Below are 25,264 nucleotides of genomic sequence, written 5' to 3'. Positions count from 1 at the left end.
AAACAACGGCTGCTGTAAAGCAGCCGTTGTTTAAAATTTTATTTAAACTCTCATTATTTACCCGGGTGAGGAGCGATCAGCTGAACGCTTACCGAACCACCTCCATCCAGCGCAAGTCCTCTTTTGAATGAACCACTGGCCGGATCAACTTCGTATATCGCCGCATCTGCGCCCACAGGCGAAATGCTGGTATAATATTTACCACCATATACCAGTGGGGAGCGCACCATTGCTACAGGACTAAGCGGGGTATTGATCAGCGTAGCTGTTTTATTGCGCAAGTCCAATTTCACCAACTGGCCAACATCTTTCAGGCGATCACGCACCGATGTCATCATTTCTTCGTATTGGATGCTACCGATAGCAATGCCGTTGCTTACATAATTGATGCCCATCAGACAGGCTTGTTTGCCCAAAGGTGTCGTTACATCTAAAAAGTAATCAGGATCAAACTCGGCAGCACCTTTCTTAATGCGCACCACGCCCGACTTACCGCCTGTACCGGTCCAGAATTTACCGGCGCTGGCTACGAAATAATGGTTACCTTCTTCGTCGGTGGTCAATGACGATAAGTAATCGTACCCAACACCACCGGCAGTTGCATTGGTTTTAATGACGCGCATATTGGTCATGGCCGGATAGTCATACACTAACGCTCTTACACCGTCAACATCATATGCAGCCGTTGCACTGTTGTAGAAATAGCCGCCGACAATAAATTTACCATTATCAACAAAGCCACGGCCTACCGCGTAGTTTACACTTGGTTTGGCAGCATCATAAGGAACCGCCATGGTACCTTTTGCCTCAACTTTAAATTCGGTAAGATTGATGCGGGCCCAGCCAACAGTGCCGCTATTAGCTTCAAGCGCACCTAACACCAACATAGTATTGTCGTTAACGATGTTCAACGACTGGAAATAGTTAGGAACCACGCCATCAGTCAGGATGTAGGCTTTTTCTTTGAGGCTGCCGTCTACGCCCATTTCGTATTGGATGAAACGTTTCATGGGCAGGTTCATCAGGTAAACATATTGCTTATGCCAGATGTAACGTGAGCCGTTGGCTTCTAAACCTTTGCCTTTGAAGGTTAGCGAGCCGCTGGTTAAACTGGGAACTGATGCTACATACTGCAGGTCGGCTGTCCAACTGGCAACAGTGAATGCACCCGCGCCTGTCTGAGGGCCTGATCCATTGTTACCGGTGTTGCAATTTTCACATTCTGTTGCACTGTTGTCTTTACTACATGATGTGCAGGCCGCTATGAAAAAGGCCAGTCCAGCAATTGCTGTCAGTGATGATCTTTTTAGAAATTTAAGCATTGTATTTATGATTTGATTATGAATAATGGATTGATCTATTGAATGAGGTATCGGAGCTTTAGGCTAAAAAAACGTCCGGGCTTTTGCAGCAGGTAATTGTCAAACACCTGCCTGTCGAAAAGATTACGGCATGCCAGGCTGATGCTATATCGGCTTTGCTGTAGAGCATAGCTCAAGCCTGCATCCTGCACAAATTGTGTGGGTATCACCAGTTTGGTATCTGCAGCACCCAAGCTAGGCCAGCCCAAGTAGTAGCGTTGTACGAAATGCGTGTTGGTATAAAAAGTAAATTTGTTCTTCAGATGAAGTGCTTGGTCCAGGTAAACGCGGATCTCTCCATTGGCCAGCAAATAAGGAATGTTGCGTAACCGGTCGTTATAGACAATGCTCATTGCGCCATTCGGCTCGAATCGCTGCCGGTTGCGGATATCCTGGTAAGTGGTATTGGCTGAAACCTCTAACCATTTATTATGTGCATAGTTCAGCTCCAATTCTGCGCCCATAGTACGTACCTGGTCAAGATTTTCATAACGGGCAGTACCCATCAGGTCCGATTCGCCAAGCCAGATCAGGTTACGGGTATTACGGAAGAAGGTTCCGACTGAAGCCTGCAAACGGCGAGCGCCCCAACCAAATGTTTTATGCAGTGATAAATTAATATTCGTGCTCTTTTCGGGTTTAAGCGATGAAGAGTTCAGTATAGTGCTACCGTCGCCCAGTAGCTCCAGCGCTTCAGGTAATCGGGTGGTATTTTCTGCCGAGAATTTAAGCAGGTATTGACCATCAAAAGCAAACTTGCCTGCATAACCCAGTCCCCAGGCATCATCACGGGTATCACGGTAGAATAGTTCTTTGCTTTGGCTGCCATTGTTGTAATCATACACGGAAGCTTTGGCATGGTAGCTGAAGTGTTTAACGAAGATGGTATTGGTAAAGCGGTCATTCAGCACTATGGCTTCATAGGACAACCCGGCTACCTGCTTGCTCATATCCTGTGGCAAACGGAAAGGAATGGCCCATTCCGCTGTTGATATGGCGTCAGACCCCGAACGTGAGGTATTGTTCAGCGTATAATTAAAATTAAGGCGTTGCTGCTGAGCAAGCGCATAAGACAGGTTTAGCCTGCCCAATGTGGTACGGTCGTTAAAGGTGTATATCGTCTTTGCCGGACTACGAATGCCGCCCAACTCGCCATTTACCCGGCTGTCGAAGGTTTCGCCGTTCCATTTGTACTTATACGAGCCGGTGTCGATAGTTGTACCGTTCAACTTATTGTATGAGGCATACGCATCAATATTTAACTTAGGATCGATGAAACCGCGTTTGCTATAGCGCACCGACGGCATAAGGAAATCCTCGCGGTAACGCACATCCCCATAAACATAGGCCATGGTACGCCCGGTCTGAATGCCCCGGTGCTGATCCGCCTTGGTGATCCCAACCAGCAACTGGTCTGCCCAGCCAACATTAGTAAAACCAATATCAGCTTTTACGGTGTATGACCGGTAATCATCATTGAAGCGCCTGAACCGCGGGAAACCTGGAATCGGCCTGCCGTCCTCACCAGCCACTTCAACCGTTGGACCCCATACCTGGTAGTTATTGTCAGAGTAGTTGTAAAAAGAGTTGGTCTGCAAAGTGAAGCCGGAACGGTGACGCCACTTGCCGGATATAGCCGAACGATTAGTGTTAAACGAGCCGTAGCTATGTGAGAGATCAAGGTAGTTTTTCACATCGCTGCGGGTAATCAGGTTGATAGCACCGCCCAAGGCATCACCACCAAGTTCGACCGGGTTAACCCCTTTATATACCTCGATCCGGTCAATAACGTTAGCCGAAAAGTTGTTAATGCTGAAAGACTTTCCGAAGCTTTCCATGGGGATGCCATCAACAAAAAATTTGACCGCCTTGCCGGAGAGTCCGTGTATCGAGTAGTTAAACTCAGATCCCAATCCGCCACTTTCCTGAACGCGTATGCCGGACTGCCCGTCTAACAACCTGTTGATATCAACATCCCTTTCTGCAATCTTTTTTGCATCAATAACTGTAACCGCAAATGGTTGCTTACGGGTAGCCTGGACGACGGTCAAACCCTGTACATTTACAGTTTGCAGGTCATGTCGCCGCTCCTTAAGCTGAACAACCAGCTGTTTTGGCGAGCCATTTTGAAGAAGTACTTCCTGTTCGCCCACAAGATACCCTATTATGGATACCTTGAGTTTGTAAGTGCCGGGTGCCAGTTGCGATAAAGTAAAATTGCCATTGACATCAGTGATTGTTTGTTTGCCTGAGCCAATTAGCTTTACAGTAGCACCTGCAAGTGCGGTACCCGCGGTATCGGTCACACGCCCCGTAAGCAAAATTTTTGATGCTGTCTGTGCGTAACAACAGGAAAATAGGGCCAATAGAATGGCCGTTAAGAAAATCTTCTTAAATTGCATGGCTGTCTTGTTCCTCCGAACGGGTCAGTAAATCTGCATTTTGCAGTCAAGGTTACGTAGTTCCCGCTACGTAACCATTTTTACTATTAGTAATTTAATTCTTATAAGCTGAACCGCTGTTGCAATTTGGCGCTGAACGGTTCTGTTAATTTTCTTTTAATTCATCTGTTATTGCTACTACGACACTGTATTTATCAACGTGCCTGACAAAGTTTAATATTTGCCAAATATAATTATTTAGACTAATTAAAAATAGTATAATCTCAATTATTCATATTTTAGGTTCAATATAACTTTATTGGGTGTGCTCGTGTCAAATGGGATTTTACGCACAGTCAGGCCCGGTCATTACACTTTATGTTTATTCGCAAGTGAATAACGGTAAGTAATAAAAAACAATACTATGGACCGAACGGGCGCACATTACTACTTTGTCTGGAAAATTAAATACATTGATTAATAATTCAAGAAGCGTTACGTTAGAGCATTAGATAAGCAAAAGAACAGCTATGAGAATTTGTAAAACAAGGTACCTGCTTTGAGAGTTGTTCGAATATTTTATCAGGCGTAGATAACGCTGTTATATAATTTTTTGACGTGTTTGAATTAATAATCATTATTCGCGCGTGTCAAAAGTTTATTTAAAGTTTAAACAATGCAACAAATCTTGAGAAATTTGCTTTTTGCAATACTTGTAATTACATTTTCAACTGCATGCAATCGGTCAAAAAAACCCCAAGCATCGGTTCATCCTAAATCTGATACCGTTGTTTTGAACAAAGACGAAGTTGTATTTATTTCACCAAGTGATAATAGTATTGAAAGCCTTAAGAAGAAACATGGGGATAATTTTTATACAATTGCTGATGACGCAAATAACTATTTTGCTGAAGCTGCGAGTTACCTCGACTCTTCAAAGGTTAGTTACAAGAATTTTGATGACAATAAGGTCATAGTTTTTAACAAGAACAACAAGGTTGTCAAAATTCCCAGGCACACCAGCCCTTGGTACGTTATCTTCTATAAAAACGGAAAGTATGAAACGCTGGATATGATCAACGTTAAGGAAGATTATGCTAGGTTCTTTAACGATAGTGGCCCGGTAGATGGAGACAATCTTAACATTAAACATATCATAGATTCCATAGCCAGGAAAAAATACTATGTGGTGAAAGAACAAGAGTGTGATATAAATACGGACGGATTTGACGACAAGATTATCGTCTTTGGATACAATGGTGATATAAACACACAGGATCCTGCAACTAAAATAGCACCTGTTGCTCTCTTAATAAATGAGCAAAATAAGGGGTACAAGGTATTAGTTAATGGAAACATATACCCAAATAACTTCGGCGATGCTTTCAAAAGGTTAGCTGTTAAGAATAACTTCTTCACCATTGAATTAATGAATGAAATTCCTGACGAGTATTTGTCAGAAAAGTTTATAACGTTTAAGTTTAACGAGGCTACAAAAGAGGTTATTCTCTCAAAATATGGTGAAAACATCAGTTGGAGTGACGGAAGAAAAGACGAAATACGATGTTCCGATAGCGATTTTGGAATGATTTTATACAAAGAGTATGATTCTAATACAATCAAAGCCAAATGCGATAAATGAGTCTTTGTAATAGATTGTTTGACGCGAAATGTTAATATGCAAGTGTCAAGACTGATGAGCCTAAACCGTTTCTTAATAATTAGCGGTTTCAAGCAATTTCACTTGACACGCTTTTTTATATCGGCCCTCAATTTTAAGAAAGCGCTATGGTGATAATTGATGCAAATACTCCACTATAAGTTAAACCTAATATGTAATGCAAGATCAATCAACAATCATCGAGCGCTTAATTCTAGCAGCTTACAGTGGATTTAATATGCGCGATATTGACAGCGTGCTATCTTTAATGCACCCTGACATACACTGGCCAAAAGCCTTTGAAGGTGGGTATGCAATTGGCATAGGCGAAATTAAAATTTACTGGAATAGGCAGTGGAGTGAAATAAATCCCAAAGTGATACCATTAGCAATTGAAAATCTTGAGGATGGGAGAGTAGAGGTATTAGTGCATCAACTAGTGACGGACCTGGAAGGTAACGTGATTTTCGACGGCAATGTAAAGCACGTCTATGAAATACAAAACGGATTGCTTTATAAAATGAATATCGAAGATTGTTAAATCCGTTGACAAATCTAATGATAGTGAGAAAATAAAATGCCCTGACTTTAGTCGGAACTTTTCTATTTTGAGTTCCTTTCTATTAATTTGAAGATTATTTTGACACGTTCGTAAAATTGCTCAAATAAAAACAGTAACAATGGACAAAGGCTTCTTGCTAAAATTTCTTCCACCGCCTGAGTCTGTAGCAACGTTTGTGGAAAATATTGGCATGTTTCAAAATGATACAGCTGAAACCAAAGAAGTTGTTGTGCTGCCTGATGGACGTATAGACCTGTTTTTTTGGCGAAATGGTACCGATCCATTCCAGGTAATGTTAATGGGATTGGAAACCGCCCCCGAGCAACGCTACGTGCTGCCACAAACCAAAGCATTTGTAATTAGCTTTAAGCCCCTTGCTGTAGAATACATTTTAAAAAACTCAATTGCCGGCGTCTTGGATACTGCCATAACGTTACCCAACGATTTCTGGGATTTTAACGAGGAAATTTTAGATGATTTTGATGCGTTTTTTGAAAAAGCTGTAGCCAAGGTAGCATCGCTTGTTCCTAATGAAATTGACGGCCGGAAACTTAAACTTTTCAATCTCATTTATAAATCAAAAGGGGAGTTGTCAGTGACCAAAATTGCCGAACTGGCAGCTTGGAGCAGCAGGCAAATTAACCGGTATTTCAATCAGCAGTTTGGCTTATCCTTAAAAGCTTACTGCAATATTTTGCAGTTCAGGGCCTCTTTGCAACACATTGCGCATGGCAAGTTATTTCCTGAATTAAATTTTACCGACCAGGCCTATTTTATTAAGGCCGTAAAAAAATTTGCCGGTGTGGTACCCAAAGAACTGTCGCGTAATAAAAACGACCGATTTCTACTATTATCCCTTTTAAAGCAAAAGTAATTTCGTGCATACTAAATTTTTACAGTATGTTACTAAAAAACAAACAAGTAGCCATTATAGGCGGTGGTCCCGGTGGCCTAACTTTAGCAAAACTATTACAACTCAAAGGCATCAGCGTCAAACTATACGAGCGAGATACTAATAAAGATTCCCGGGTGCAGGGCTCACCATTAGATATGCATGAACATTCTGGAATGGCTGCACTTCGCGCAGCCGGCTTGCAGGATGTATTCAAACAAACTTATATGCCGGGTGCCGATAAACAATTAATTGTAAACGAGCAAGCGGAGATTTTTTATAGCGACCATGATAAGCCGGAAGAAAACTTTGGCTATGAACACTTCCGGCCGGAAATAGACCGAGGAATACTCAGAAAGATTTTATTAGAATCTCTGGAAGTCGATACAGTGGCATGGGGCAGCCATTTTACTTATATGGAAGAGCAAGGCGAAGGCTGGTTAGTACATTTTAAAGATGGCAAAACAGCTTATGCCGACGTTGTGGTTGCGGCAGACGGAGCCAACTCTAAAATAAGGCCTTACCTTACCAATATTAAGCCATTTTACTCAGGCATTACGATGCTAGAAGGCAATTTGACTAATGCAGCAATCAACGCCCCACAGGTTAACCAATTGATAAAAGGCGGTAAGATTATGGCGTTTGGCAAGGGTAAGAATATACTACTTGGTCAAAAAGGCAACGGCGATATTGGCTTTTACGCCAGCCTTAAAGCGCCCGAAAATTGGGCAGCGAAAAACAATTTAAATTATAGCGACAACCTACAGATATTAAACTGGTTTAAACAGGAATATGCCGGGTGGAAGAGCATTTGGTTTGAACTGTTTACCAATGCGGAAACCCCATTTATTCCACGGCCAATTTATTGTATGCCTTTAAATCAAACTTGGGAAGCCAAACCTAATCTGACTATGCTGGGTGATGCGGCACATGTGATGCCACCCTTTGCCGGCGAAGGGGCCAACATGGCCATGCTGGACGCATTGGAGCTAAGCCATTGCTTAACAGACAACAATTACCTAACTCAACTGGAAGCTATAGCTGCTTATGAAACGCAAATGCGTCAACGATCGGCAGAAGCCGCCCGAGAATCTTTACTAAACGGCGAACGCATGCACTCTGACACGGCTTTGCCTGATATGCTAAGCTTTTTTAAAGGCCATTAATTTGTGGTTCATTAACAGAGCGCTGTATATATAAAGGTGAACAAGTTTACAATGTGATCTTTTTTTAAGTCGCGTACTTACGTGCCCATACCAACAATAGGACGTGATATACGTTGTGAACAAATGGATATCAATAAATCAGGCGTTCAGCTAAGCGTTAAAGATGTAGACAGGATTATTGAGATGGCTTGGGAAGATCGTACGCCGTTTGATGCTATACGAATGCAGTTTGGCTTAAGCGAGAAAAATGTGATTGACCTTATGCGCAAAGAGATGAAACAATCAAGTTTCAAAATGTGGCGCGAGAGGGTTCAAGGCCGAAGCACCAAACATTCAAAATTGCAAACGGAGACGATTACCAGATTTAAGTCTAATCTTCAAAGGCACGTTACTTTAAATAAAATTAGCAAGAGAGGCTAGCGTAAAGACGTGACACACTGATTATGCATTTAACCTATTAACTCAAATAAACAATTTGAAACTGGATGTCAAAGTAAAACCAGATTAGCTAAAGGCAGGAGTTCACCTGCATTAGCTAATCTACGTAATATGTGCTTGTATCAAAAATTATCTGTCAAGGAATTTGCCCTTGTTTTCTTTAGCAAATTCAAGAAAGGAGCGGGGCTGGTGTCCGGTTAGTCTCAATACCTCTTCACCCAAATCATGATCATGGTGCTTGGCAACTACCTGTGCATATTGTTCAATGAGTCCGTTTGCTAACCATTTTGATGCACCTGTGGCTCTTAACAAAACCCGGAAGGCGAAAGATGGCAAATTTAAATAGCGGACTTTTTTCTCTATAGCCTTTGAAATCAACTTGGCTGCATCTTTCATCTCCAGCGTTTCAGGCCCATTAAGGTAATAGGTAGCTAGCTTATGATCGCCTTTAGTTAGTACATTGTATGCAACGCTGCCGATGTCTTGCGCATCAATATATCCTACAAGCCCCTTGCCGCCAACTTGCGGTAAATAACCTTTTGAAATGGGCTTGGTCATTGTCAAAAAGTTTTGCATAAAGGCGGTGGGCTTAAGTATTGTCCAGGCTATGCCTGACGCTCGAAGATAGTGATCGATATGTGCATGATTTTTTGCCCAAGGAACTAACGATCGCAAATTTGCATCTGACGCAGACACCCTTACAATGTATTCTACGTTTTCTTGTTTGGCAATATCAATGGCCTTTGTTTCACACTCCAACTGTTTTTCATTTGGAGGACTAACCAGAAACATTGAAGTACAGTCTTTCATTGCCAATCTCAGGCTCTCTGGCTTTTCAAAATCACCCAGTACTGCGTCAATCCCTCGTGCACGTAACTTTTCCAATTGATCTTCTTTTCGGCACATAGCGCGAAACTGTTTGTTGTTTTCAACCAAAAGATCACATAGTTTTTGTCCAATAACACTTGTAGCTCCGGTTACTAAAATCATAATCCAATCGTTTTAATTTATATGTAGTATCTGAAAATAAAATCTGTCACACAGTCAAACCTCAAAAGTGACCAGTAGTCATTTTTGAAAACAAAAAAAATTAAGGTTTCAATCCACCAGCAATTATATCAGCATATAACTCAAGGAGGGTTTTACTCTTTAGCTTAATAATCTCTTCTATAAAAACTTTTTTGGCTTCAATAAAATTCATCAAACCCATACAACTTCCCCAAATGATGTAAGTGCAATAGGAGGTATCAAGATCGCTTTTAATTAACCCTGCTGCCTGGCATTTTTTCAAGTGATCGGCGAAGTAGTTTTTTACCTCCAAGCTTATATCCAGGTAGCTTTGCACGGTACTGCTAAAGTCGGGTCGCTCCATGTAAATAAACAACTCAAAATATTTGGGGTACATCAAATAATACATGTAAAAGGACATTATCATTTCCCGTAATGCAGTTAATGGTTCATGCCTTTTTTTTTCGGCGGCCTTGAAATGCTCAAGCAATACATTTAAAGCTTTAACACTTACCTCAGCAAGTACATCGTCTTTGCTTTTATAATATTTATAGATGGTGCCCTTAGCAACGCTTAAATGAGAGACCACTTTATCAATAGTAAAATCGTGAGCTCCAACCTCTTTCAATACCTTATCAGCAGCATTAATAATTTGCTGTTCTCTTTGCGATTTTGGAAGATGCTTAGTTTTCTTAACCATAAAATGACTGCTAGTCATTTTTAGACAACGTTTAATTTATTTTGTTTTTGTCTTGTTATAAATTATTTGAGAGTTACGAAAATTGGAAATTATTACAAAAAAACCCGGCGCACAGCCGGGTCTTTTTTAGATGAACTTGCAATATGCTTATTGCGTTAATGAATATATTAACTCACAACAGGTAATGAGCCGCCGTCAATTGCATAGATAGCGCCGGTTAGGTAAGCAGCCGATGGGGAAACTAAAAAGTGAACCAGCTGGGCAACTTCTTGAGGTTCGGCCATACGCCCCATAGGTATACCGCCTGTTTGGGCCATTAGCTGTTTCATTCCTTCTTCGGGCGTAATGCCTGCCGACGCTGAAAAGTCATTTAAAAACTTAACCATGGGCTCAGTTTTAGTTGCGCCTGGCGCAACCGTAAGCACACGTATACCTTTTTCGGCCAGCTCGGTAGCCAATGCTTTGCTGTAACTGTTTAAAGCTGCTTTAGACACTGCGTAAGCCATATTCAAATTCCACAAGGCCTGTTTACCTGCTACCGAAGATATATGTATAATTACTCCGTTTTTTTGCTCAATCATTTGAGGTAACAAAGTTCTGTCGAGCCTTATGGCAGATATAAGATTGAGATCTAATTCCTGTTCCCAATGCGCATCAGTCAGTGTGCCATGTCCCCCGCCCGGGGTGGTGAGCCCGCCTACGTTATTTATAAGTATATCAATACCACCAAAGGATTCCGTTATTTGCTGAGCCAGAGCAGCAACCTGGTCAGCATTGGTTAAATCGGCCGCAATGAAATGATGAGGCGTATTCTCAGGCGCTGTTCTGGCGCTTACAATGACTGTTGCACCTGCCGCTGCCAATTCATTGGCAATAGCGTTACCTATGCCTTTTGTACCACCGGTAACTAAGGCCCTTTTTCCTTTAAGATCGTGTAATTCCATTTTAGGGACATTTCAATTCTGAAACGAATGTTTCAGAATGGGTTAAAAAATTTATTTAGTTAATTGTTTAATAAAATATGCTGCCATACGCTTGATCTTAACGGAGTCTTTATGCAATATGTAAGACTCATACCATCCCGTCCAGGTGCTGTTGAAATAGTCGGCCAGTAATGCAGGATCTTCATCATTCTTGATTTCGCCTGCATCCATTGCTTTTTTTATGAGATCGTATAAAAATTGGTTGGAGCGTTGATCATCAGCCGCCAGTATCTGCTTAACCCGCTCATCATTAGTAGCAACTTCAAATGCAGTTTTAACCGCCATACAGCTATCTTCACCGTTTATAATTATACTCACTGCTTCATGAATATAATCAGTCAAGACGGCCAACGGCGACCTTTCACTTGCTAAGCGCTGGTCCCAGTCTTTTTTGCGAATGTTGGTATAATGTTGCACACATCTCACAAACAGCTCCTGCTTATCCCCAATAGTATTATAAAGACTACTGCTGTTGATCTGCATGGCATCGGTAAGGTCACGCAGCGAGGTCGCATTATAACCTTTCTTCCAAAAAACTTCCATTGCTTTTTGAATTGCTAAAGCCTCGTCAAACTCTACATTCCTTGCCATAACGTTACAAAGGTACGCAAATCTGAAACACTTGTTTCAGATTTGCGTCATTTTGAAGTACTGGTATAAAATTTAATCAATCATGATTGGGATTTTCAAACCTGTATTGATCAACTGACTTTTATGATGATCAAAAATTAGAGAGGAAATCCATATAAGTTTTTACACCGATATCAATGTGCTCATCAGTAACATTGTATTCCATTCCGTAAAAAGCAAACGGTGCCTGGTAGTTAGCTTTAACATACTCAAAGCTTAGCTCAAAAGGTCTTGTAAGTTCGTTTAGCGTGTATTTGTATTTTGCTGATTTGCCTAACTCACTTTCATCAACACCTAATGAAATAGCCAGAGCTATTTTCTTGCCCTTCATCTTGTAGCCACTTTTACTTCCATATGCCCACCCATGAGTCATTACGACATCAAGCCACTTCTTCAATAGCGACGGAGCATTAAACCAGTAGTATGGAAATTGAAAAACAATTTTGTCGTGTTGTTCAATCAAACGCTGTTCGCTTTCAACATCAATTCTTTCGTCAGGGTATAATTCATATAATTGATGAACGGTATACTTTTCAGGAAGCTTTTTAAGCTCTTCTATCCATCTCTTGTTTATTACAGACTCACTGATATTTGGATGCGTTACAATAATTAGCGTTTTCATTTCTGTATTATTTGAATTAGTACAAATCTACAATCTCACTCAGCCTTTTGTATATTGCCTGCCAATTGTTAGGTACTATCAAAAATGTAAGTAATGAGCCAGATAAAGACCACTTCAACTAACTTTTCAAATAAATCAGCTTTAAGCGATGAATGCCCGGAAGCTTATGCTTCAAACATTATAGGTGGGCAGTGGACGTTAGTTATATGTTCATGGTTGTTGAATGGAAAGCTGAGGTTTGGTGAGTTAAAGAAGAGACTGCCAAATATTACCGAACGAATGTTGACCTTGCAGCTACGTAAACTTGAACAAAATAAAATAGTAAGCAGGGTGGTTTACGCAGAGGTTCCACCGCGCGTTGAATATGAGTTAACACCCATTGGTTATGCGCTAAAACCGGTGATAAAAGAGTTGGAACAATGGGGGGAGAGCCATAAACAGCTTACAAACGAGCAATTTGGTTGAGTTACATCAACTTCTATGACCCTCTTTTAAATTTAAGGTTCGACTACGTGTAACTCATGTAGCCAAAGAACCAATGTTAACATTTATTATTTATAATTCTTAAACTGCTCATCAACAGCATATTTTGCTTAAAAGAAGATTCTAATAAACCTTATTTATTATAATGGGTTAATTTTTTGTGTATTGAGGTTATGGTAAGCTACGAACGGCTTGTGACCTCATTTATTCGTTAATCTAGGCATTCCGCCTTTTACCGCTTATGAATTTTATATTTATCTTAACGGCTCTTTTGGCCATAAGTACTCTTTTTAGTTTTGTAAACGCACGCTGGATACGTTTACCCGGCGTGATTGGCGTTATGGTACTTGCAATTATTTCGGCAATAGTAACGGTTGCTGCCGGTTCTGCAATGCCGGGCTTCAGCCGCCTGATACTGGGGTTGGCCAATTCAATCGACTTCTCAAAAACTTTGCTTGATGTTATGCTGGGCTTCCTCCTTTTTGCAAGCGCACTGCATTTTGATGTAAACAAGTTGCGGGATAATTTAAGAGGTGTATTAATCATCAGCACCATTGGCGTTGTACTTTCGACCGTAATATTTGCCGGTTTGCTTTACGAGTTGCTCTTGATTTGTAGAATAGATATGCCGTTTATTTATTGCCTGGTATTTGGAGCATTAATATCACCAACAGATGCTGTAGCGGTTGCTGCCTTATTAACCAAATCAAAAATGCCCGATCGTTTAAAGACCATAATTTCAGGCGAGTCATTATTTAACGACGGTATCGGGATTGTTCTTTTTGTGAGTTTTTCAGAAGTTGCCAGCATACCAGAAAAAAACTTTTCGTTGGTGGAGGCTACAAAGCTTTTTGGGCAAGAGGTATTTGGTGGTTTGCTGTTAGGAGGCTTGTTAGGATTAATTGCCTACAGAATGATGAGGGTAATAAGCGATTTTCAAACCATAGTAATGATTTCGGTAACGTTGGTGTTAAGCATCGCTGCAATATCCGGACTATTACATGTTTCTGCTCCGTTGGCCGTAGTGGCGGCCGGACTCCTGATTGGAAGTCACTGCTTTAACCGACATGAATCCATCGAACATAGCGAAGAACTGGAAAAAGTATGGTCACTGGCTGACGAATTGCTAAACACGGTTCTTTTTGTGTTGATTGGTTTGCAATTAGTTACCATTATTGTTAAGCCAGATTATTTACTTATTGGTGCAGCCGCAGTTGTTATTTTATTGGCGGCCCGTGCGCTGAGTATAATTTTACCAATAGCATTTTTAAGGCGCAGCTTAAACATGCAGTACAACAGCATAGCAATACTCACTTGGGGAGGCTTACGTGGTGGCATATCGGTTGCATTAGCTCTGTCTTTACCCGAATCTCCATATAAGTCACTTATACTTACGGCCGGGTTTGTTATTGTGGTGTTTTCAATTATTTGCCAGGGCCTTACACTTAATACGTTTATTAATAAATTAGCCTCAAAGCAAAGGCCATTGATTACCGAGTAATATTTTGTATTCACTTGCAACCAATTTAAATAAATAAATGCTACTAATTAATTAAAGACAAGTGTCTGTGTAACTATATACCCTGCAATTATATATATACAGGCTGTTAGCCAGAATGAGGTAAATTCACAAAAATGTTCGACTTTGATAGCCATAATAACGCTTACTCAATGATTAAATTTATTAAATACATATTAGCCATATTCTTATTTTCGTTTGCATTCACAGCAGCTAAAGCACAATTTATACAGGTTAAAGACGGCCGCTTTTATTTAAACAGCAAACCATACCACTACATTGGTGCTAATTATTGGTATGGCAGTTTACTTGGGGGTAAAGGAGACACAACTAAAGGAAAGCAACGCATAAGGCAAGAGCTCGACTTTATGAAGAAAAATGGCATCACCAACCTGCGCATATTAGCTGGTGCGGAGGGTGAAGGTATTATTAACGGTATTGAGCGGGTTAACCCAGCACTGCAACCTAACAAGGGAGTGTTTGACGAAAACGTAATAAAAGGACTTGACTTTTTACTTTACGAAATGGGTAAAAGGGGTATCTACGCTGTTATCTACTTAAGTAATAATTGGGAATGGAGTGGAGGCTTTTTGCAATACTTAAACTGGAATGGACAATTAGATAGCTTAACCTTACGAAAAAAGCCAACCTGGGATGAGCAGCGCGACTACACCAGCAAATTTTATAAATGTAAACAGTGCATTGAAGATTATAAAAGGCAGGCAAATCATATCATAAACCGGGTGAACACCTATACCGGCAAGCCTTATGTAAACGATAAAACAATTATGGCCTGGGAACTGGCTAACGAGCCAAGACCTATGCGCCCTGAGTCAATAAATGAATATACTGCCTGGATTAAGGATGTTACTGAAATGATAAAGGCAAAAGACCAAAATCATTTGGTTACAATAGGTACAGAAGGGTCAATAGGCACTGAAAACTCAGATCAGCTATATGAACAAATACACGCTAGCAAAAACGTTGATTATTTGACTATTCATATCTGGCCCAAAAACTGGAAGTGGTTTTCGGACAATAGGATAGCGGAAGGAATGCCAACCATAATTGCAAATACCAACAAATTTATTAACCGCAATTCGGCTGCAGCTATACATTTAAGGAAGCCACTTGTAATTGAAGAGTTTGGCTTACCACGGGATGGCCATTCTTACGAACCAACTGCCACAACCAAATACCGCGACAGGTATTTTCAAACAATATTCGAGCTATTAGCTAAAAGCAAAGCTAAAAGCGGCGTATTAGCAGGCTGTAACTTTTGGGCGTTTGGTGGTGTTGCCCGTCCTGTTAAAAATCAGCTGTTTTGGAAAGAGGGTGATAATTTTATGGGCGACCCGCCGATGGAGGAACAGGGTTTAAACACCGTGTTTGACAGCGACCTTACAACGTGGATGCTTATCAAGAAGTACGCTAATATCCTAAGCAAGTAGACGCAACTTTAAATGTGCTTTAGATCACTTCTAATGTTGATTACAGTCATGGTGTAGAATTACGAGCAGAGCCATATTTGTGTATAAAAATATACAACACCATGGCAACTTTAAAAACTACAGTACCTGCAACCTGGAACGTTGCAACTGAAAATAACACTAATCAAAATATCACATTATGGACTAGGTTTACCGCTTTTGCTGATGCGCAAAAGGGCAAGCAAGTACAGTGGTTTTTTATAATTTTGATGGTACATGGCGTTTTCTTTTTGCCGTTACCGGCAACCTTAATGTATTATTTTGATGCGCCCGTTATAGTTTTGGCCGTAACCATGGTTAGTTTTTTTGCTAACCTTATAGCTACCATGGGTGGCGCAGGTATTAGAACCGCGTTGTTATTTTTTGCAGCCAGCGTTACCATACACATTTTAATGGCACTTGTCTTTATACTTTAATCAACTCCTATTAAACAACAAAAGCGGCCTTAACAGACCGCTTTTGTTGCTTAATGAAATTTCAGTTAGCCTTTGTTGCAGCTAAATTATTTGCTTGATTTACAATAACAGGCCAGCCCTTTTTCCACTCAATTTTATTGATTATTAGCTTCGACTTGGCGTTATCGCTGGCGTCATAGCCATGATACACAAGATAGTCATCTCCGTTAAAGCTGCACACACCGTTATGGCCAACGCCGTACCAGCTTTCATTACCGGTTAACAATATGGTGCCGCCACCATGATCCATACGTATGCCGTTTTGATCAAAATATGGGCCGGTAATCTTTTTTGCGCGCCCTACTATAATTTTGTAGGTGCTTTTAGGCCCTTTGCAACAGTAATCAATTGATGCAAATAAATAATGATACTTCCTTTTTCTAAATATAAATGGGGCTTCAATGGCATTAGCGGCTTTGGTTTTCGATTTAGCTACATTGTCAAATGACATGCCTTCGGCGTTTACACGAGTTGCAATTGTAGTAGTTTGTTCAATAGGTTCGGCAATAGACAACCGGTCTTGAGTTAATTTTGCAATTTTCAATCCGCCCCAAAATGAGCCAAAGGTTAGGTAGGCATCATTTTTATACGTAAGCAAATTTGGATCAATAGCGTTCCAATTTGTTTTACCCGGAATAGATTGAATGACTTTACCATGGTCTGTCCATTGGTAAGCAGGGCTATTCACATCTAAGGTTGGGGTAGTGGCTACACCAATACAAGATGTGTTTTTACCGAAGGCTGATACGGAGTAATACAAGTAATAAAGTCCGCTATAATACGATATATCAGGTGCCCAAATATGCCCCTTAAAACCCGGCACTGCCTCAACCGCCCATTCTGGTGCCTGTGCAAATACAGGTTTTTCCTGATGCCAGTGTACCATATCCTGCGACGTCCACATGGATATGCCGTTACCTGTGCAGAATAGATAAAATACTGAGTCCTGCTTAATCATCACCGGATCATGAACTCCAATGTTAGTACGCAATGCATTTTGTTGTGCATAGCAAAATGTGGTGACAGTCAGTAATACTAGCAACAATGAGTTATACTTCATAATTTGGCTACCAGTCTATCTTCAATAATGAAACTCCCTGCCGGGGCAACTCAAAGTCAACACTCAATTTGTTATCGCTGCCAACTTTAACTTTTTTAGGTGATACATAGGTAGCCAACTGTCCTGCCTTTTCCAGTTGCTTAATTTGTGCTGCTGTTGGTTGTTGCGGAGAGCCCATTTTTTTCCAAACTTCGTATGAGTTGCTGTGCTTATCATCAATCCTGTAATGGGTAAGTGTAACAAGTTTGGAGGGAACATCATTTACAGTAACCTGTACCTGTTCGGCAGGGCCTTGCTTATCATCGTCATGGTAGTTCCAAACCATAACAGCAGCCGATTTACTATTTTTTGAAGCCAGCACTCCTATATCTGATTGTTTGCCTCTCACGCTTGAGTCCATAACAGTTTTAAGGGCATACATACGATCACTTACTGCTTCAACACGGTTGCCACCCATTTTGCCAAACATCCTGAATACGTTCAATACAGGCTTATCAACTCCATTGGTTGATAGATCGCGGAAGCCATAAAACCAAGGCTGGTTTTCAAACTCGAACGACCAAGATACAGCACCTTGAAAGTTTATATTATATTGATCTTCAAGTTCATATTTACGGGCAAATGTAGCAGCAGTATAGCTGGAGTACATAGTGCCATTACGATATGCATTTGAAGGATTGGTTGCCATTCCGCATGCCGCGCAGCCCTCAGGGTCAGATTCTCCTATGATAAGCGGTATGCTTTTGGTTTGAGGATAAGTAGAAGCAATTTTAAATCCGGTGGCTATGTCACGTAACTGTGGCGACATATTCATCTGAACTATCCCGTTAACTAATTTAGGGTTTCCCTTAGCATGGAAGGCAAGCAAATCAAGCGGTGAGCCTATTTTACCGGTAGCATAGTTTGTATCGGTAAGGCAATGCTTAATAAAAGCATTCGTCCACTGCTGAGCGCCGCGGCCGGATGTACCCGCAATATTTATTCCGCCTATTTTTGCTGTTGGAAGTGCTCGCTTTACACCATCGGCTGCATAATCATACAGTTTGAAAAATTCCTGCTGCGTACCTTTCCAATAATGTCCGTTGGGCTCATTCCAAACTTCCCAATACCAACTTTCAACTTCTTTTTTACCGTACCTTTCAATACAATGCTTAACCCAGTTGTAAGCCAAATCACCCCATTTTTTATAATCTTTAGGCGGATAAGCCCAACCCGTAATTATGTCGGTGTAAGGGTCGCCTGGTTTCCAATAATGCCGATAAGGATCAGGGTGGGTTGACAAGGCCTGTGGCATAAAACCAATTTGGGCAAAAGGCTTCATTCCGCGTTTAACGTAGGTATCAAAAATACTGTCAACCAAACGCCAGTTGTAAACTGGGTTCCCTTGTGCATCTTCGGTATATGCATTGGTTGATCCCCATTTAAGCGCGGCCTCGCCATCGCCGCTAACCAACAGGCTGTGCGTACGTACGTATACAGGCACCGGGCTTAATTGCGAAATTTCAGTCAGCAGCTTCTTGCCGTCTTTCATATACGTATAGTTCGGCTCATCGTAACCAAACCAGGCCCAAACTGGCTTCATGGGCGCCTTAACTTTATTTAGGTTAACTTGTACACGGGCGGGGGATTGTGCTGCTACATTATTGCACGTAAATACAGCAGCTGCGAGCATTACCGCATTGATAACAGATTTAAGCATAGGCTATAAGTGGTTTATTTAGTGTCAGGATGACGCTTAAAGGTAGCAAAATATTGTTGGTTTCAAAATTGAGGCAAGAGAACATCCTATAAATAAATGCCTATCAAGTACATGGCATAGCATCTATTATTCTTCAAATTTACATTTCCATATTTGTTATATAGTAATAGCTTTGCCACAGCAGCAGTTGCTACGTCTTAATTAAATCTAATGTCTCAACACAATCAAATACAAGTACCGCCTGTAATATTAGGTACCAGCGGTTTAGGTAATTTATATGTGGCTTTGCCTTATGAGGTGAAGCTTGAAATTGTCCGGCAGTTTGTACAGCATAGTCAAAAGCCGGCTGTTTTAGATTCGGCTGGTAAATATGGTGCTGGTTTGGCGCTTGAGTCTTTAGGAAAGTGTTTAGCCGATTTAAATGTATCACCTGACGATGTAATTATCAGTAATAAGCTTGGCTGGCTACGTACACCGCTTGTGACAGCCGAGCCAACCTTTGAACCTGGGGTATGGGTAGACTTAGAATTTGATGCGGTTCAAAAAATAAGCTACGATGGCATTTTAGAATGCTATCATCAGGGTAATGAACTGTTAGGAAATTATGAGGCACAGTTTGTATCAGTACATGATCCGGATGAATATTTGGCTGCCTCTGCAGATGAAGGCGATAAGGCTAAAAGATATGAAGATATTTTAGGTGCTTATGATGCTTTATTAGAGCTTAAAAGTGCAGGTAAAGTAAAATCGGTTGGTGTAGGTGCGAAAGACTGGCACAGCATACAGCGTATAAGTAATGATGTAAAGCTGGATTGGGTAATGATTGCAAACAGCATGACGGTGCACAGTCATCCGGCAGATTTGCTCGCTTTTATGCGTAAGCTTAACGACCAGGGCACTTCCATAATCAATTCGGCTGTGTTTAACGGCGGCTTTTTAACCGGCGGTGGTTATTACAACTATCATTTAATAGATAAAGAGACCACCGAAGGCAATGCATTATATAACTGGAGAAGCCGCTTTTATGAACTTTGCAAACAGCACCAGCTTGAACCGGCAGCAGTATGCGTACAATTCGGTCTTGCGGCACCGGGTGTAAAAAGTGTTGCTTTGAGCACCAGCAATCCAAAACGTGTTGAGCACAACCTGCAATTATTCAATACAAAGGTGCCTGCCGAATTTTGGTCAAAACTGCACGAAGAAGAGCTTATAACCGATGAAGGCTTCAACTTAGTAAATTAAGAACAACGATTAACATATACCATAAATGAAACTGATTAGATTTGGTAATGAAGGCCAGGAAAAACCGGGCGTTTTGATTGATGATAAAAGATATGACGTATCAGGCTTTATTCCTGATTACAATGAAGCTTTTTTTGAAACAGGAGGTTTAGACAAATTAAAAGCAATAGTTGACGAGCATGGAACTAACTTGCCCACTGTAGCTGATGATGAGCGCCTGGGCAGCCCCGTTGCGCGCCCTTCAAAAATTTTATGTATTGGCCTTAATTACGCCGATCATGCAAAGGAAACAAACGCACCAATACCGCCGGAACCCGTTATATTCATGAAGAGTACTACTGCAATGGTTGGCCCGGATGATAGCGTGGTAATTCCTAAAAATTCAGTGAAAACCGATTGGGAAGTTGAACTTGCTTTTGTAATAGGTAAAAAAGCAAGCTATGTTGATGAAGCCGATGCTGCTGATTACATTGCAGGTTACGTTTTACATAATGATGTTTCAGAGCGCGAGTTTCAACTGGAGCGCAACGGTACATGGGATAAGGGTAAAGGATGTGATACATTTGCACCCCTGGGTCCGTTTTTAGCTACAGCAGATGAGATAGCTGATGATAACAACCTGAACCTATGGTTAGATGTTAATGGTAAACGTATGCAAACAGGCAATACTAAAACTTTCATTTTTAAAATTCCATTCCTTATTTCATACGTAAGCCAGTTTATGACCTTACTACCGGGTGATATAATATCAACAGGCACTCCGGCTGGTGTAGGTCTTGGATTTAACCCTCCAGTATACTTAAAACCAGGCGATATTATTGATTTAGGTATTGATGGTTTAGGCACTCAAAGACAAGTTGTTAAAGCTTACGGTGAATAAAACTTATCAAACAACAAAAAAGGCTGCATTTCAAAAATGCAGCCTTTTTTGTTGAATATACTTACAGCTATTTATTATAAACAACTCTATAAATTGTTCCTTTAAGGTCGTCGCTTACATATAGCGAGCCATCGGCTCCTTGAGCAAGTCCACATGGCTTGTGATCAACCCGGCCGCTGGCAGTTTTAGCTGCTGATCCGGAAAAGTTATCAGCAAACACTTCGTAGTTGCCATAAGGCTTTCCATCCTTAAATGGCTGAAATACAACAAAAAAGCCGGCTTGAGGTTCAGGAGCACGATTCCATGAACCATGAAAGGCAATGAATGCTCCGTTTTTATACTTTGCAGGAAACATGTTACCTGTATAAAACAGCAAGGCATTTGGAGCCATATGCCCCGGATAAGCCGCTGCCGGATCTATGATATCTTTAGCACCCTCTTTTTTACCATCGCCACCATATTCAGGTGCAACTATTTTCTTATGCTGATCTTGATCGTAATAAATGTATGGCCAACCGGCATTGTCACCTTTCTTTAGCGCGTACATACATTCGGCAGGATAAATAGCCGATTGCTTTACAGTATACAAGTCAGGGAATAAATCGTGCAATTGATCACGACCGTGTTGCATGACAAATAATTGATTGTTTTGCTGGTTCCAATCTAAGCCCACAACGTTACGTAAGCCGGTTGCATAACGCACACCATCTTTATAGCTTTGGTTGAGTTTATTGGCTTTAAACTGCCATATACCACCTGCCGAATCTAAAATAGGGCAGCCCTTTTGGCCCATAGAGCCTTTCTGCCTGTCGTGCTCCTGGCAAGAGTTTGAGTATGCGCCAACATTTACGTATAAGTTACCGTCGTTATCGAGGGTAATTGATTTTGACTCGTGCTGGTTACGGTTAATTAAACCAGTTACAATTTTTTCTGGCGCTTCAGTGTTTATAACTTCCTGCTTATCGTTTAGCTTGTAACGGTATACTTCGCTATCTGACGAGGCATATAAATATTCGCCTTTAATGCATATGCCTGTACCGCCGTAATTTCCAAACGACTTTACCGCCTCAAACTTACCATCAGCGTTGGCATCCTGCATATAAACAATGCCTTTGCCGCCTTTTAACCTATTAAGTTTAATATATATGCCTCCGTTAGCGGTTACTGCTATATGACGCGCCTTGCCCGTACTGTCGGCAGCTTTTAGCGCACCAAAGCCTTCAGGTAACTTTAAACCCGCATTATCGGCATCGGGTGTTATGAGCCGTGTTTTACCAGCAGGCTTATCAAAAGCGCCATATCCTAATAACCCCGCCAACGCAAGCATAGGTACAAATGATGTTAAAACTGTATTTCTTTTCATAAATGGTTGTTGATAGCTCAAAAATATGCTTTTAAAATGATTGTAGGCGCGCGCTTTACTTACTACAAGTAATGATTTTATTACATAGTGAAGGCGTTAAACCTTGAGGGCTGCATCATCGTCATACCTACAAAATAACAGCATATGAAAAAGTATTTATTAACCATCATAATTGCAGCCGGAGCATTTGCTTCGCAAACTGCAAACGCGCAAATTGGCATCAGCGTTAATATTGGTCCGGTTGGTATAAACATGCACAGACCTGTAGCTACAAACGTAGTATACGATGACTTTTATTACTTGCCAGATGTAGAAGCATATTATTCCGTACCCGAACATTGCTATTACTATATGGATGGCGGCCGTTGGATAAACGCAGCGTATCTACCACCGGGTTACTATCGTGATTACGACTGGAGATCGGCGCGCCGTATTGAGGTACATGCCCGCAGGCCATTTGATAATCATGGTTATTATCGTAATAAGTTTGGCGGCAATTCACGCCGCGATTGGAACCGCAGCTGGAATAATGACCGTGACTACAACCGTGGCAACAGTGCCGAGTATGGTAACCGCTACCCTGACTCGCCTTTTGATTCCAATAACAGAGGCAGAAATGATCAAAGACATGAAGGCTATCAAAATGGTTCAAACCGTTGGGATGACAGGAGGGACGACAACCGTAACAGAAGAAACGATAACAGAGTTTACGGTCCCGATAGAAACCGGGGTGGATATCTACGTAATGAAAGCCGGAATGAAAACTATAACAGAAGTAAAAATGGCAATGAAAATAACAGGCAGGGTCAGCGGTTTGTAGAAAACAACAGACGAGACAGCCGCCCTGATTTGGCTTCGGTTAATCGTGTAGCCTTTTAAAATCCATCATATACATGAAGGGCCGTTCCCACGGGAAACGGCCCTTATTCGTTAGTTATCGTCACCATCATGATAAGTGGTGCCTTCCTGAATTCTATCAGGATTACCTTCGGCGCCTCCTTCATGCTTATTGTCGTTAGCAGCCTGAAATGACGGTGATTCCTCTTTACCCATATATTCATCGGGCGCTCCTTCCTGATGATCGGGCTGAAAATTTTGGTTTTCCGGATGCTCTTCAGCAGGCTCGGTTCGTCTAAAGTATTCGTTTTTATAACCTGCATTGCGTGATGGGTTACCCGGAGAATCACCTGAAGGCGTTTCGTTAATTTCACCAAACGCATGGCCACCCATACCATGGCTTTCATGACCTGGGGTTTCTGCATCGGCCATTTCGCCGCCCCATATTACGTTACGCGCCTTAAGTGCTTTTTCATCTAAATTATTATCGTCTTCAACTTTATAGGCGTGTGCTTTTTGCCCCTCAGGGTTGAAGTTATCGTTTGTTATCTCGTCTTTGCCAAGTGCCATAAGTTTATGTTTTGATATACTTAAACAATTGCCGAAATACAAAAAAGTTTTAATAACCTGCTTAAATTTGATTCAAAGCGGCGTCCATATCAGCAATTAAATCATCTATATGCTCTAATCCAACTGATACACGAAGCAGGTTTTGCGGCGTCTTAGTATCAGGGCCTTCAATAGCAGCCCTGCGTTCAATTAAACTTTCAACCCCACCCAAACTGGTAGCGCTGGTGAATAATTTCGTAGCATTAATAACGCGTTCAGTTTGTTCCACACCGCCTTTCACCAAAAAAGAAAGCATCCCACCAAAGTTTAACATCTGTTCTTTAGCTAATTCATGCTGCGGATGCGTTGCCAGGCCAGGATATAAAACCTGTTCAACATTTACGTGATTATTTAAAAATGACGCAAGTAAATATGCATTTTCGGCATGTGCGCGCATACGATAAGGTAGAGTTTTAATACTTCGGGTTAGCCAATAGCAATCAGCAGGAGAGGGGATTGCGCCGCCCATTTGTTGTATTTGTTGTATGCGTTCCCACCATTTATCCTTAACAGGCGTTATAAGTGCACCGCCGGTAAGGTCACTATGGCCGCCAAGATACTTGGTTGTTGAATGCATAACCAAATCGGCGCCAAGCTTTAATGGCTGTTGCCCTAATGAACTGGCAAACGTATTATCGCATGCTACTTTGATGTTGTTTTCATGTGCTATGGCTACCACCTTCTTAATGTCTGTGATTTTAAGAAGAGGATTTGATGGCGTTTCAACCCAAAATAAACCGGTGTTTGGCTTAATTGTATTTTTAAGTAGGTTTTCATTGTTTAAATCAATAAAATCAAACTCTAAAATGCCGTTAAATAAGGTTTTTAATTGATTGCGCAGCCCATGGTACATATCATCGGGCGCAATAATATGCGTGCCTGGTGTTAACGATTGAAACACCGCCATGCCTGCCGCATTACCTGATGAAAATGCAGCAGCATCAACACCACCTTCTAATTTAGCAAGCACGTTTTCCAAACTTAAACGGTTTGGGTTGCTGGCACGGCTATAGCTAAAGCCTTTGCTGTAACCGCCATCTTCATCGCGCTCAAACGTTGTTGCCAGTACAATAGGCTGTATAACTGCAGCGGTTGATTCATCAGTTTGGTTGGCTGCATGAATGGCCAGCGTTTCAATTTTCATATACAGTGTAAAGATTAGTATTATAGCAAATGTAGATGTTTAAATAACATTTAAAATCACTATTTGAATCCGGAATGATT

24 protein-coding genes are annotated in these 25,264 nt (G+C 41.2%); 12 read left to right on the top strand and 12 right to left on the bottom strand.

The genetic code is table 11. The features are described from left to right. Positions 1–53: 53 nt before the first annotated feature. Positions 54–1,322, bottom strand: a complete 1,269-nt coding sequence (locus QZ407_RS07155) for a DUF4374 domain-containing protein (protein WP_295769180.1) — start codon at positions 1,320–1,322, stop codon at positions 54–56. Positions 1,323–1,357: 35 nt separating this feature from the next. After that, the gene (locus QZ407_RS07150) at positions 1,358–3,667 is read right to left on the bottom strand and encodes a TonB-dependent receptor (RefSeq protein WP_295769177.1); all 2,310 of its coding nucleotides are present in this window, start codon (positions 3,665–3,667) and stop codon (positions 1,358–1,360) included. A gap of 763 nt (positions 3,668–4,430) precedes the next feature. Between QZ407_RS07150 and QZ407_RS07145 the strand changes: the two genes are divergently transcribed. The 5 genes from QZ407_RS07145 (at position 4,431) to QZ407_RS07125 (ending at position 8,442) form a co-directional block, all read left to right on the top strand. Further along, positions 4,431–5,384 (top strand): hypothetical protein, encoded by a 954-nt coding sequence (locus QZ407_RS07145; protein WP_295769175.1) that lies wholly within the window; start codon positions 4,431–4,433, stop codon positions 5,382–5,384. A gap of 196 nt (positions 5,385–5,580) precedes the next feature. Then, positions 5,581–5,943, top strand: coding sequence for a ketosteroid isomerase (locus tag QZ407_RS07140; protein ID WP_295769174.1), 363 nt, complete (start codon positions 5,581–5,583; stop codon positions 5,941–5,943). A gap of 139 nt (positions 5,944–6,082) precedes the next feature. After that, positions 6,083–6,838, top strand: coding sequence for an AraC family transcriptional regulator (locus tag QZ407_RS07135; protein ID WP_295769172.1), 756 nt, complete (start codon positions 6,083–6,085; stop codon positions 6,836–6,838). Positions 6,839–6,864: 26 nt separating this feature from the next. Beyond that, positions 6,865–8,022 (top strand): NAD(P)/FAD-dependent oxidoreductase, encoded by a 1,158-nt coding sequence (locus tag QZ407_RS07130; protein WP_295769170.1) that lies wholly within the window; start codon positions 6,865–6,867, stop codon positions 8,020–8,022. A gap of 123 nt (positions 8,023–8,145) precedes the next feature. Further along, the gene (locus tag QZ407_RS07125) at positions 8,146–8,442 is read left to right on the top strand and encodes a TIGR03643 family protein (RefSeq protein WP_295769168.1); all 297 of its coding nucleotides are present in this window, start codon (positions 8,146–8,148) and stop codon (positions 8,440–8,442) included. Positions 8,443–8,589: 147 nt separating this feature from the next. Here the strand turns inward: QZ407_RS07125 and QZ407_RS07120 are convergent, their stop codons facing one another. From QZ407_RS07120 to QZ407_RS07100, 5 genes are all read right to left on the bottom strand, one after another. Further along, positions 8,590–9,450, bottom strand: a complete 861-nt coding sequence (locus QZ407_RS07120) for an SDR family oxidoreductase (RefSeq protein ID WP_295769165.1) — start codon at positions 9,448–9,450, stop codon at positions 8,590–8,592. Between the two features lie 100 nt (positions 9,451–9,550). Continuing rightward, the gene (locus QZ407_RS07115) at positions 9,551–10,168 is read right to left on the bottom strand and encodes a TetR/AcrR family transcriptional regulator (RefSeq protein ID WP_295769163.1); all 618 of its coding nucleotides are present in this window, start codon (positions 10,166–10,168) and stop codon (positions 9,551–9,553) included. A 167-nt stretch (positions 10,169–10,335) separates the two neighbouring features. Continuing rightward, positions 10,336–11,112 carry an SDR family oxidoreductase gene (locus tag QZ407_RS07110; protein WP_295769161.1) on the bottom strand — a complete coding sequence of 259 codons (777 nt, stop codon included), beginning with the start codon at positions 11,110–11,112 and terminating at the stop codon, positions 10,336–10,338. Positions 11,113–11,163: 51 nt separating this feature from the next. Further along, entirely contained in the window at positions 11,164–11,742 is a 579-nt protein-coding gene (locus tag QZ407_RS07105) for a TetR/AcrR family transcriptional regulator (RefSeq protein ID WP_295769159.1), read from the bottom strand. Positions 11,743–11,872: 130 nt separating this feature from the next. Beyond that, positions 11,873–12,403: an NAD(P)H-dependent oxidoreductase gene (locus QZ407_RS07100; RefSeq protein WP_295769158.1), complete on the bottom strand. Its 531-nt coding sequence runs from the start codon at positions 12,401–12,403 to the stop codon at positions 11,873–11,875. A 93-nt stretch (positions 12,404–12,496) separates the two neighbouring features. On the opposite strand from QZ407_RS07100, the gene QZ407_RS07095 reads away from it, so the two are divergent. The 4 genes from QZ407_RS07095 to QZ407_RS07080 all read left to right on the top strand — a co-directional run bounded on the left by QZ407_RS07095 (position 12,497) and on the right by QZ407_RS07080 (position 16,311). After that, on the top strand, positions 12,497–12,868 hold the full coding sequence (locus tag QZ407_RS07095) for a helix-turn-helix domain-containing protein (RefSeq protein WP_295769156.1): 372 nt from the start codon (positions 12,497–12,499) through the stop codon (positions 12,866–12,868). 259 nt (positions 12,869–13,127) lie between these two features. After that, positions 13,128–14,387 carry a sodium:proton antiporter gene (locus QZ407_RS07090; RefSeq protein WP_295769154.1) on the top strand — a complete coding sequence of 420 codons (1,260 nt, stop codon included), beginning with the start codon at positions 13,128–13,130 and terminating at the stop codon, positions 14,385–14,387. Between the two features lie 170 nt (positions 14,388–14,557). After that, the gene (locus QZ407_RS07085) at positions 14,558–15,856 is read left to right on the top strand and encodes a cellulase family glycosylhydrolase (protein WP_295769152.1); all 1,299 of its coding nucleotides are present in this window, start codon (positions 14,558–14,560) and stop codon (positions 15,854–15,856) included. 101 nt (positions 15,857–15,957) lie between these two features. Further along, positions 15,958–16,311 carry a hypothetical protein gene (locus QZ407_RS07080; protein ID WP_295769150.1) on the top strand — a complete coding sequence of 118 codons (354 nt, stop codon included), beginning with the start codon at positions 15,958–15,960 and terminating at the stop codon, positions 16,309–16,311. Positions 16,312–16,372: 61 nt separating this feature from the next. Here the strand turns inward: QZ407_RS07080 and QZ407_RS07075 are convergent, their stop codons facing one another. Both QZ407_RS07075 and QZ407_RS07070 read right to left on the bottom strand, forming a co-directional pair. Further along, positions 16,373–17,410, bottom strand: a complete 1,038-nt coding sequence (locus tag QZ407_RS07075; protein WP_295769148.1) for a family 43 glycosylhydrolase — start codon at positions 17,408–17,410, stop codon at positions 16,373–16,375. Between the two features lie 7 nt (positions 17,411–17,417). Then, positions 17,418–19,109 carry a beta-xylosidase gene (locus tag QZ407_RS07070; RefSeq protein WP_295769146.1) on the bottom strand — a complete coding sequence of 564 codons (1,692 nt, stop codon included), beginning with the start codon at positions 19,107–19,109 and terminating at the stop codon, positions 17,418–17,420. Between the two features lie 210 nt (positions 19,110–19,319). Between QZ407_RS07070 and QZ407_RS07065 the strand changes: the two genes are divergently transcribed. After that, positions 19,320–20,351: an aldo/keto reductase gene (locus QZ407_RS07065; RefSeq protein ID WP_295769143.1), complete on the top strand. Its 1,032-nt coding sequence runs from the start codon at positions 19,320–19,322 to the stop codon at positions 20,349–20,351. A gap of 25 nt (positions 20,352–20,376) precedes the next feature. Further along, positions 20,377–21,231 (top strand): fumarylacetoacetate hydrolase family protein, encoded by an 855-nt coding sequence (locus tag QZ407_RS07060; protein WP_295769141.1) that lies wholly within the window; start codon positions 20,377–20,379, stop codon positions 21,229–21,231. Between the two features lie 67 nt (positions 21,232–21,298). On the opposite strand, the gene QZ407_RS07055 is transcribed toward QZ407_RS07060, so the two are convergent. Beyond that, a complete protein-coding gene (locus tag QZ407_RS07055) occupies positions 21,299–22,594 on the bottom strand; it encodes a PQQ-dependent sugar dehydrogenase (RefSeq protein WP_295769139.1) in 1,296 nt (431 codons plus the stop codon). 144 nt (positions 22,595–22,738) lie between these two features. Between QZ407_RS07055 and QZ407_RS07050 the strand changes: the two genes are divergently transcribed. After that, complete coding sequence (locus QZ407_RS07050; protein ID WP_295769137.1) at positions 22,739–23,473, top strand: hypothetical protein; 735 nt, start codon at positions 22,739–22,741, stop codon at positions 23,471–23,473. 51 nt (positions 23,474–23,524) lie between these two features. On the opposite strand, the gene QZ407_RS07045 is transcribed toward QZ407_RS07050, so the two are convergent. Continuing rightward, positions 23,525–24,001 (bottom strand): hypothetical protein, encoded by a 477-nt coding sequence (locus QZ407_RS07045; RefSeq protein ID WP_295769135.1) that lies wholly within the window; start codon positions 23,999–24,001, stop codon positions 23,525–23,527. 61 nt (positions 24,002–24,062) lie between these two features. Further along, positions 24,063–25,184, bottom strand: coding sequence for an aminotransferase class V-fold PLP-dependent enzyme (locus QZ407_RS07040; protein ID WP_295769134.1), 1,122 nt, complete (start codon positions 25,182–25,184; stop codon positions 24,063–24,065). Between the last annotated feature and the right edge of the window lie 80 nt (positions 25,185–25,264).

Origin of the sequence: uncultured Mucilaginibacter sp. (genome assembly GCF_913773635.1) — a bacterium.
Classification (GTDB): Bacteria; Bacteroidota; Bacteroidia; order Sphingobacteriales; family Sphingobacteriaceae; genus Mucilaginibacter.
This window is presented reverse-complemented; position numbering and strand designations above follow the sequence as displayed.

Bases quoted from the DNA above. Each gene is read 5' to 3' on its own strand.
- QZ407_RS07155 (WP_295769180.1), bottom strand. From the start codon at position 1,322: ATGCTTAAATTTCTAAAAAGATCATCACTGACAGCAATTGCTGGACTG.
- QZ407_RS07140 (WP_295769174.1), top strand. From the start codon at position 5,581: ATGCAAGATCAATCAACAATCATCGAGCGCTTAATTCTAGCAGCTTAC.
- QZ407_RS07135 (WP_295769172.1), top strand. From the start codon at position 6,083: ATGGACAAAGGCTTCTTGCTAAAATTTCTTCCACCGCCTGAGTCTGTA.
- QZ407_RS07130 (WP_295769170.1), top strand. From the start codon at position 6,865: ATGTTACTAAAAAACAAACAAGTAGCCATTATAGGCGGTGGTCCCGGT.
- QZ407_RS07125 (WP_295769168.1), top strand. From the start codon at position 8,146: ATGGATATCAATAAATCAGGCGTTCAGCTAAGCGTTAAAGATGTAGAC.
- QZ407_RS07120 (WP_295769165.1), bottom strand. From the start codon at position 9,450: ATGATTTTAGTAACCGGAGCTACAAGTGTTATTGGACAAAAACTATGT.
- QZ407_RS07115 (WP_295769163.1), bottom strand. From the start codon at position 10,168: ATGGTTAAGAAAACTAAGCATCTTCCAAAATCGCAAAGAGAACAGCAA.
- QZ407_RS07110 (WP_295769161.1), bottom strand. From the start codon at position 11,112: ATGGAATTACACGATCTTAAAGGAAAAAGGGCCTTAGTTACCGGTGGT.
- QZ407_RS07105 (WP_295769159.1), bottom strand. From the start codon at position 11,742: ATGGCAAGGAATGTAGAGTTTGACGAGGCTTTAGCAATTCAAAAAGCA.
- QZ407_RS07100 (WP_295769158.1), bottom strand. From the start codon at position 12,403: ATGAAAACGCTAATTATTGTAACGCATCCAAATATCAGTGAGTCTGTA.
- QZ407_RS07095 (WP_295769156.1), top strand. From the start codon at position 12,497: ATGAGCCAGATAAAGACCACTTCAACTAACTTTTCAAATAAATCAGCT.
- QZ407_RS07090 (WP_295769154.1), top strand. From the start codon at position 13,128: ATGAATTTTATATTTATCTTAACGGCTCTTTTGGCCATAAGTACTCTT.
- QZ407_RS07085 (WP_295769152.1), top strand. From the start codon at position 14,558: ATGATTAAATTTATTAAATACATATTAGCCATATTCTTATTTTCGTTT.
- QZ407_RS07080 (WP_295769150.1), top strand. From the start codon at position 15,958: ATGGCAACTTTAAAAACTACAGTACCTGCAACCTGGAACGTTGCAACT.
- QZ407_RS07075 (WP_295769148.1), bottom strand. From the start codon at position 17,410: ATGAAGTATAACTCATTGTTGCTAGTATTACTGACTGTCACCACATTT.
- QZ407_RS07070 (WP_295769146.1), bottom strand. From the start codon at position 19,109: ATGCTTAAATCTGTTATCAATGCGGTAATGCTCGCAGCTGCTGTATTT.
- QZ407_RS07065 (WP_295769143.1), top strand. From the start codon at position 19,320: ATGTCTCAACACAATCAAATACAAGTACCGCCTGTAATATTAGGTACC.
- QZ407_RS07060 (WP_295769141.1), top strand. From the start codon at position 20,377: ATGAAACTGATTAGATTTGGTAATGAAGGCCAGGAAAAACCGGGCGTT.
- QZ407_RS07055 (WP_295769139.1), bottom strand. From the start codon at position 22,594: ATGAAAAGAAATACAGTTTTAACATCATTTGTACCTATGCTTGCGTTG.
- QZ407_RS07050 (WP_295769137.1), top strand. From the start codon at position 22,739: ATGAAAAAGTATTTATTAACCATCATAATTGCAGCCGGAGCATTTGCT.
- QZ407_RS07045 (WP_295769135.1), bottom strand. From the start codon at position 24,001: ATGGCACTTGGCAAAGACGAGATAACAAACGATAACTTCAACCCTGAG.
- QZ407_RS07040 (WP_295769134.1), bottom strand. From the start codon at position 25,184: ATGAAAATTGAAACGCTGGCCATTCATGCAGCCAACCAAACTGATGAA.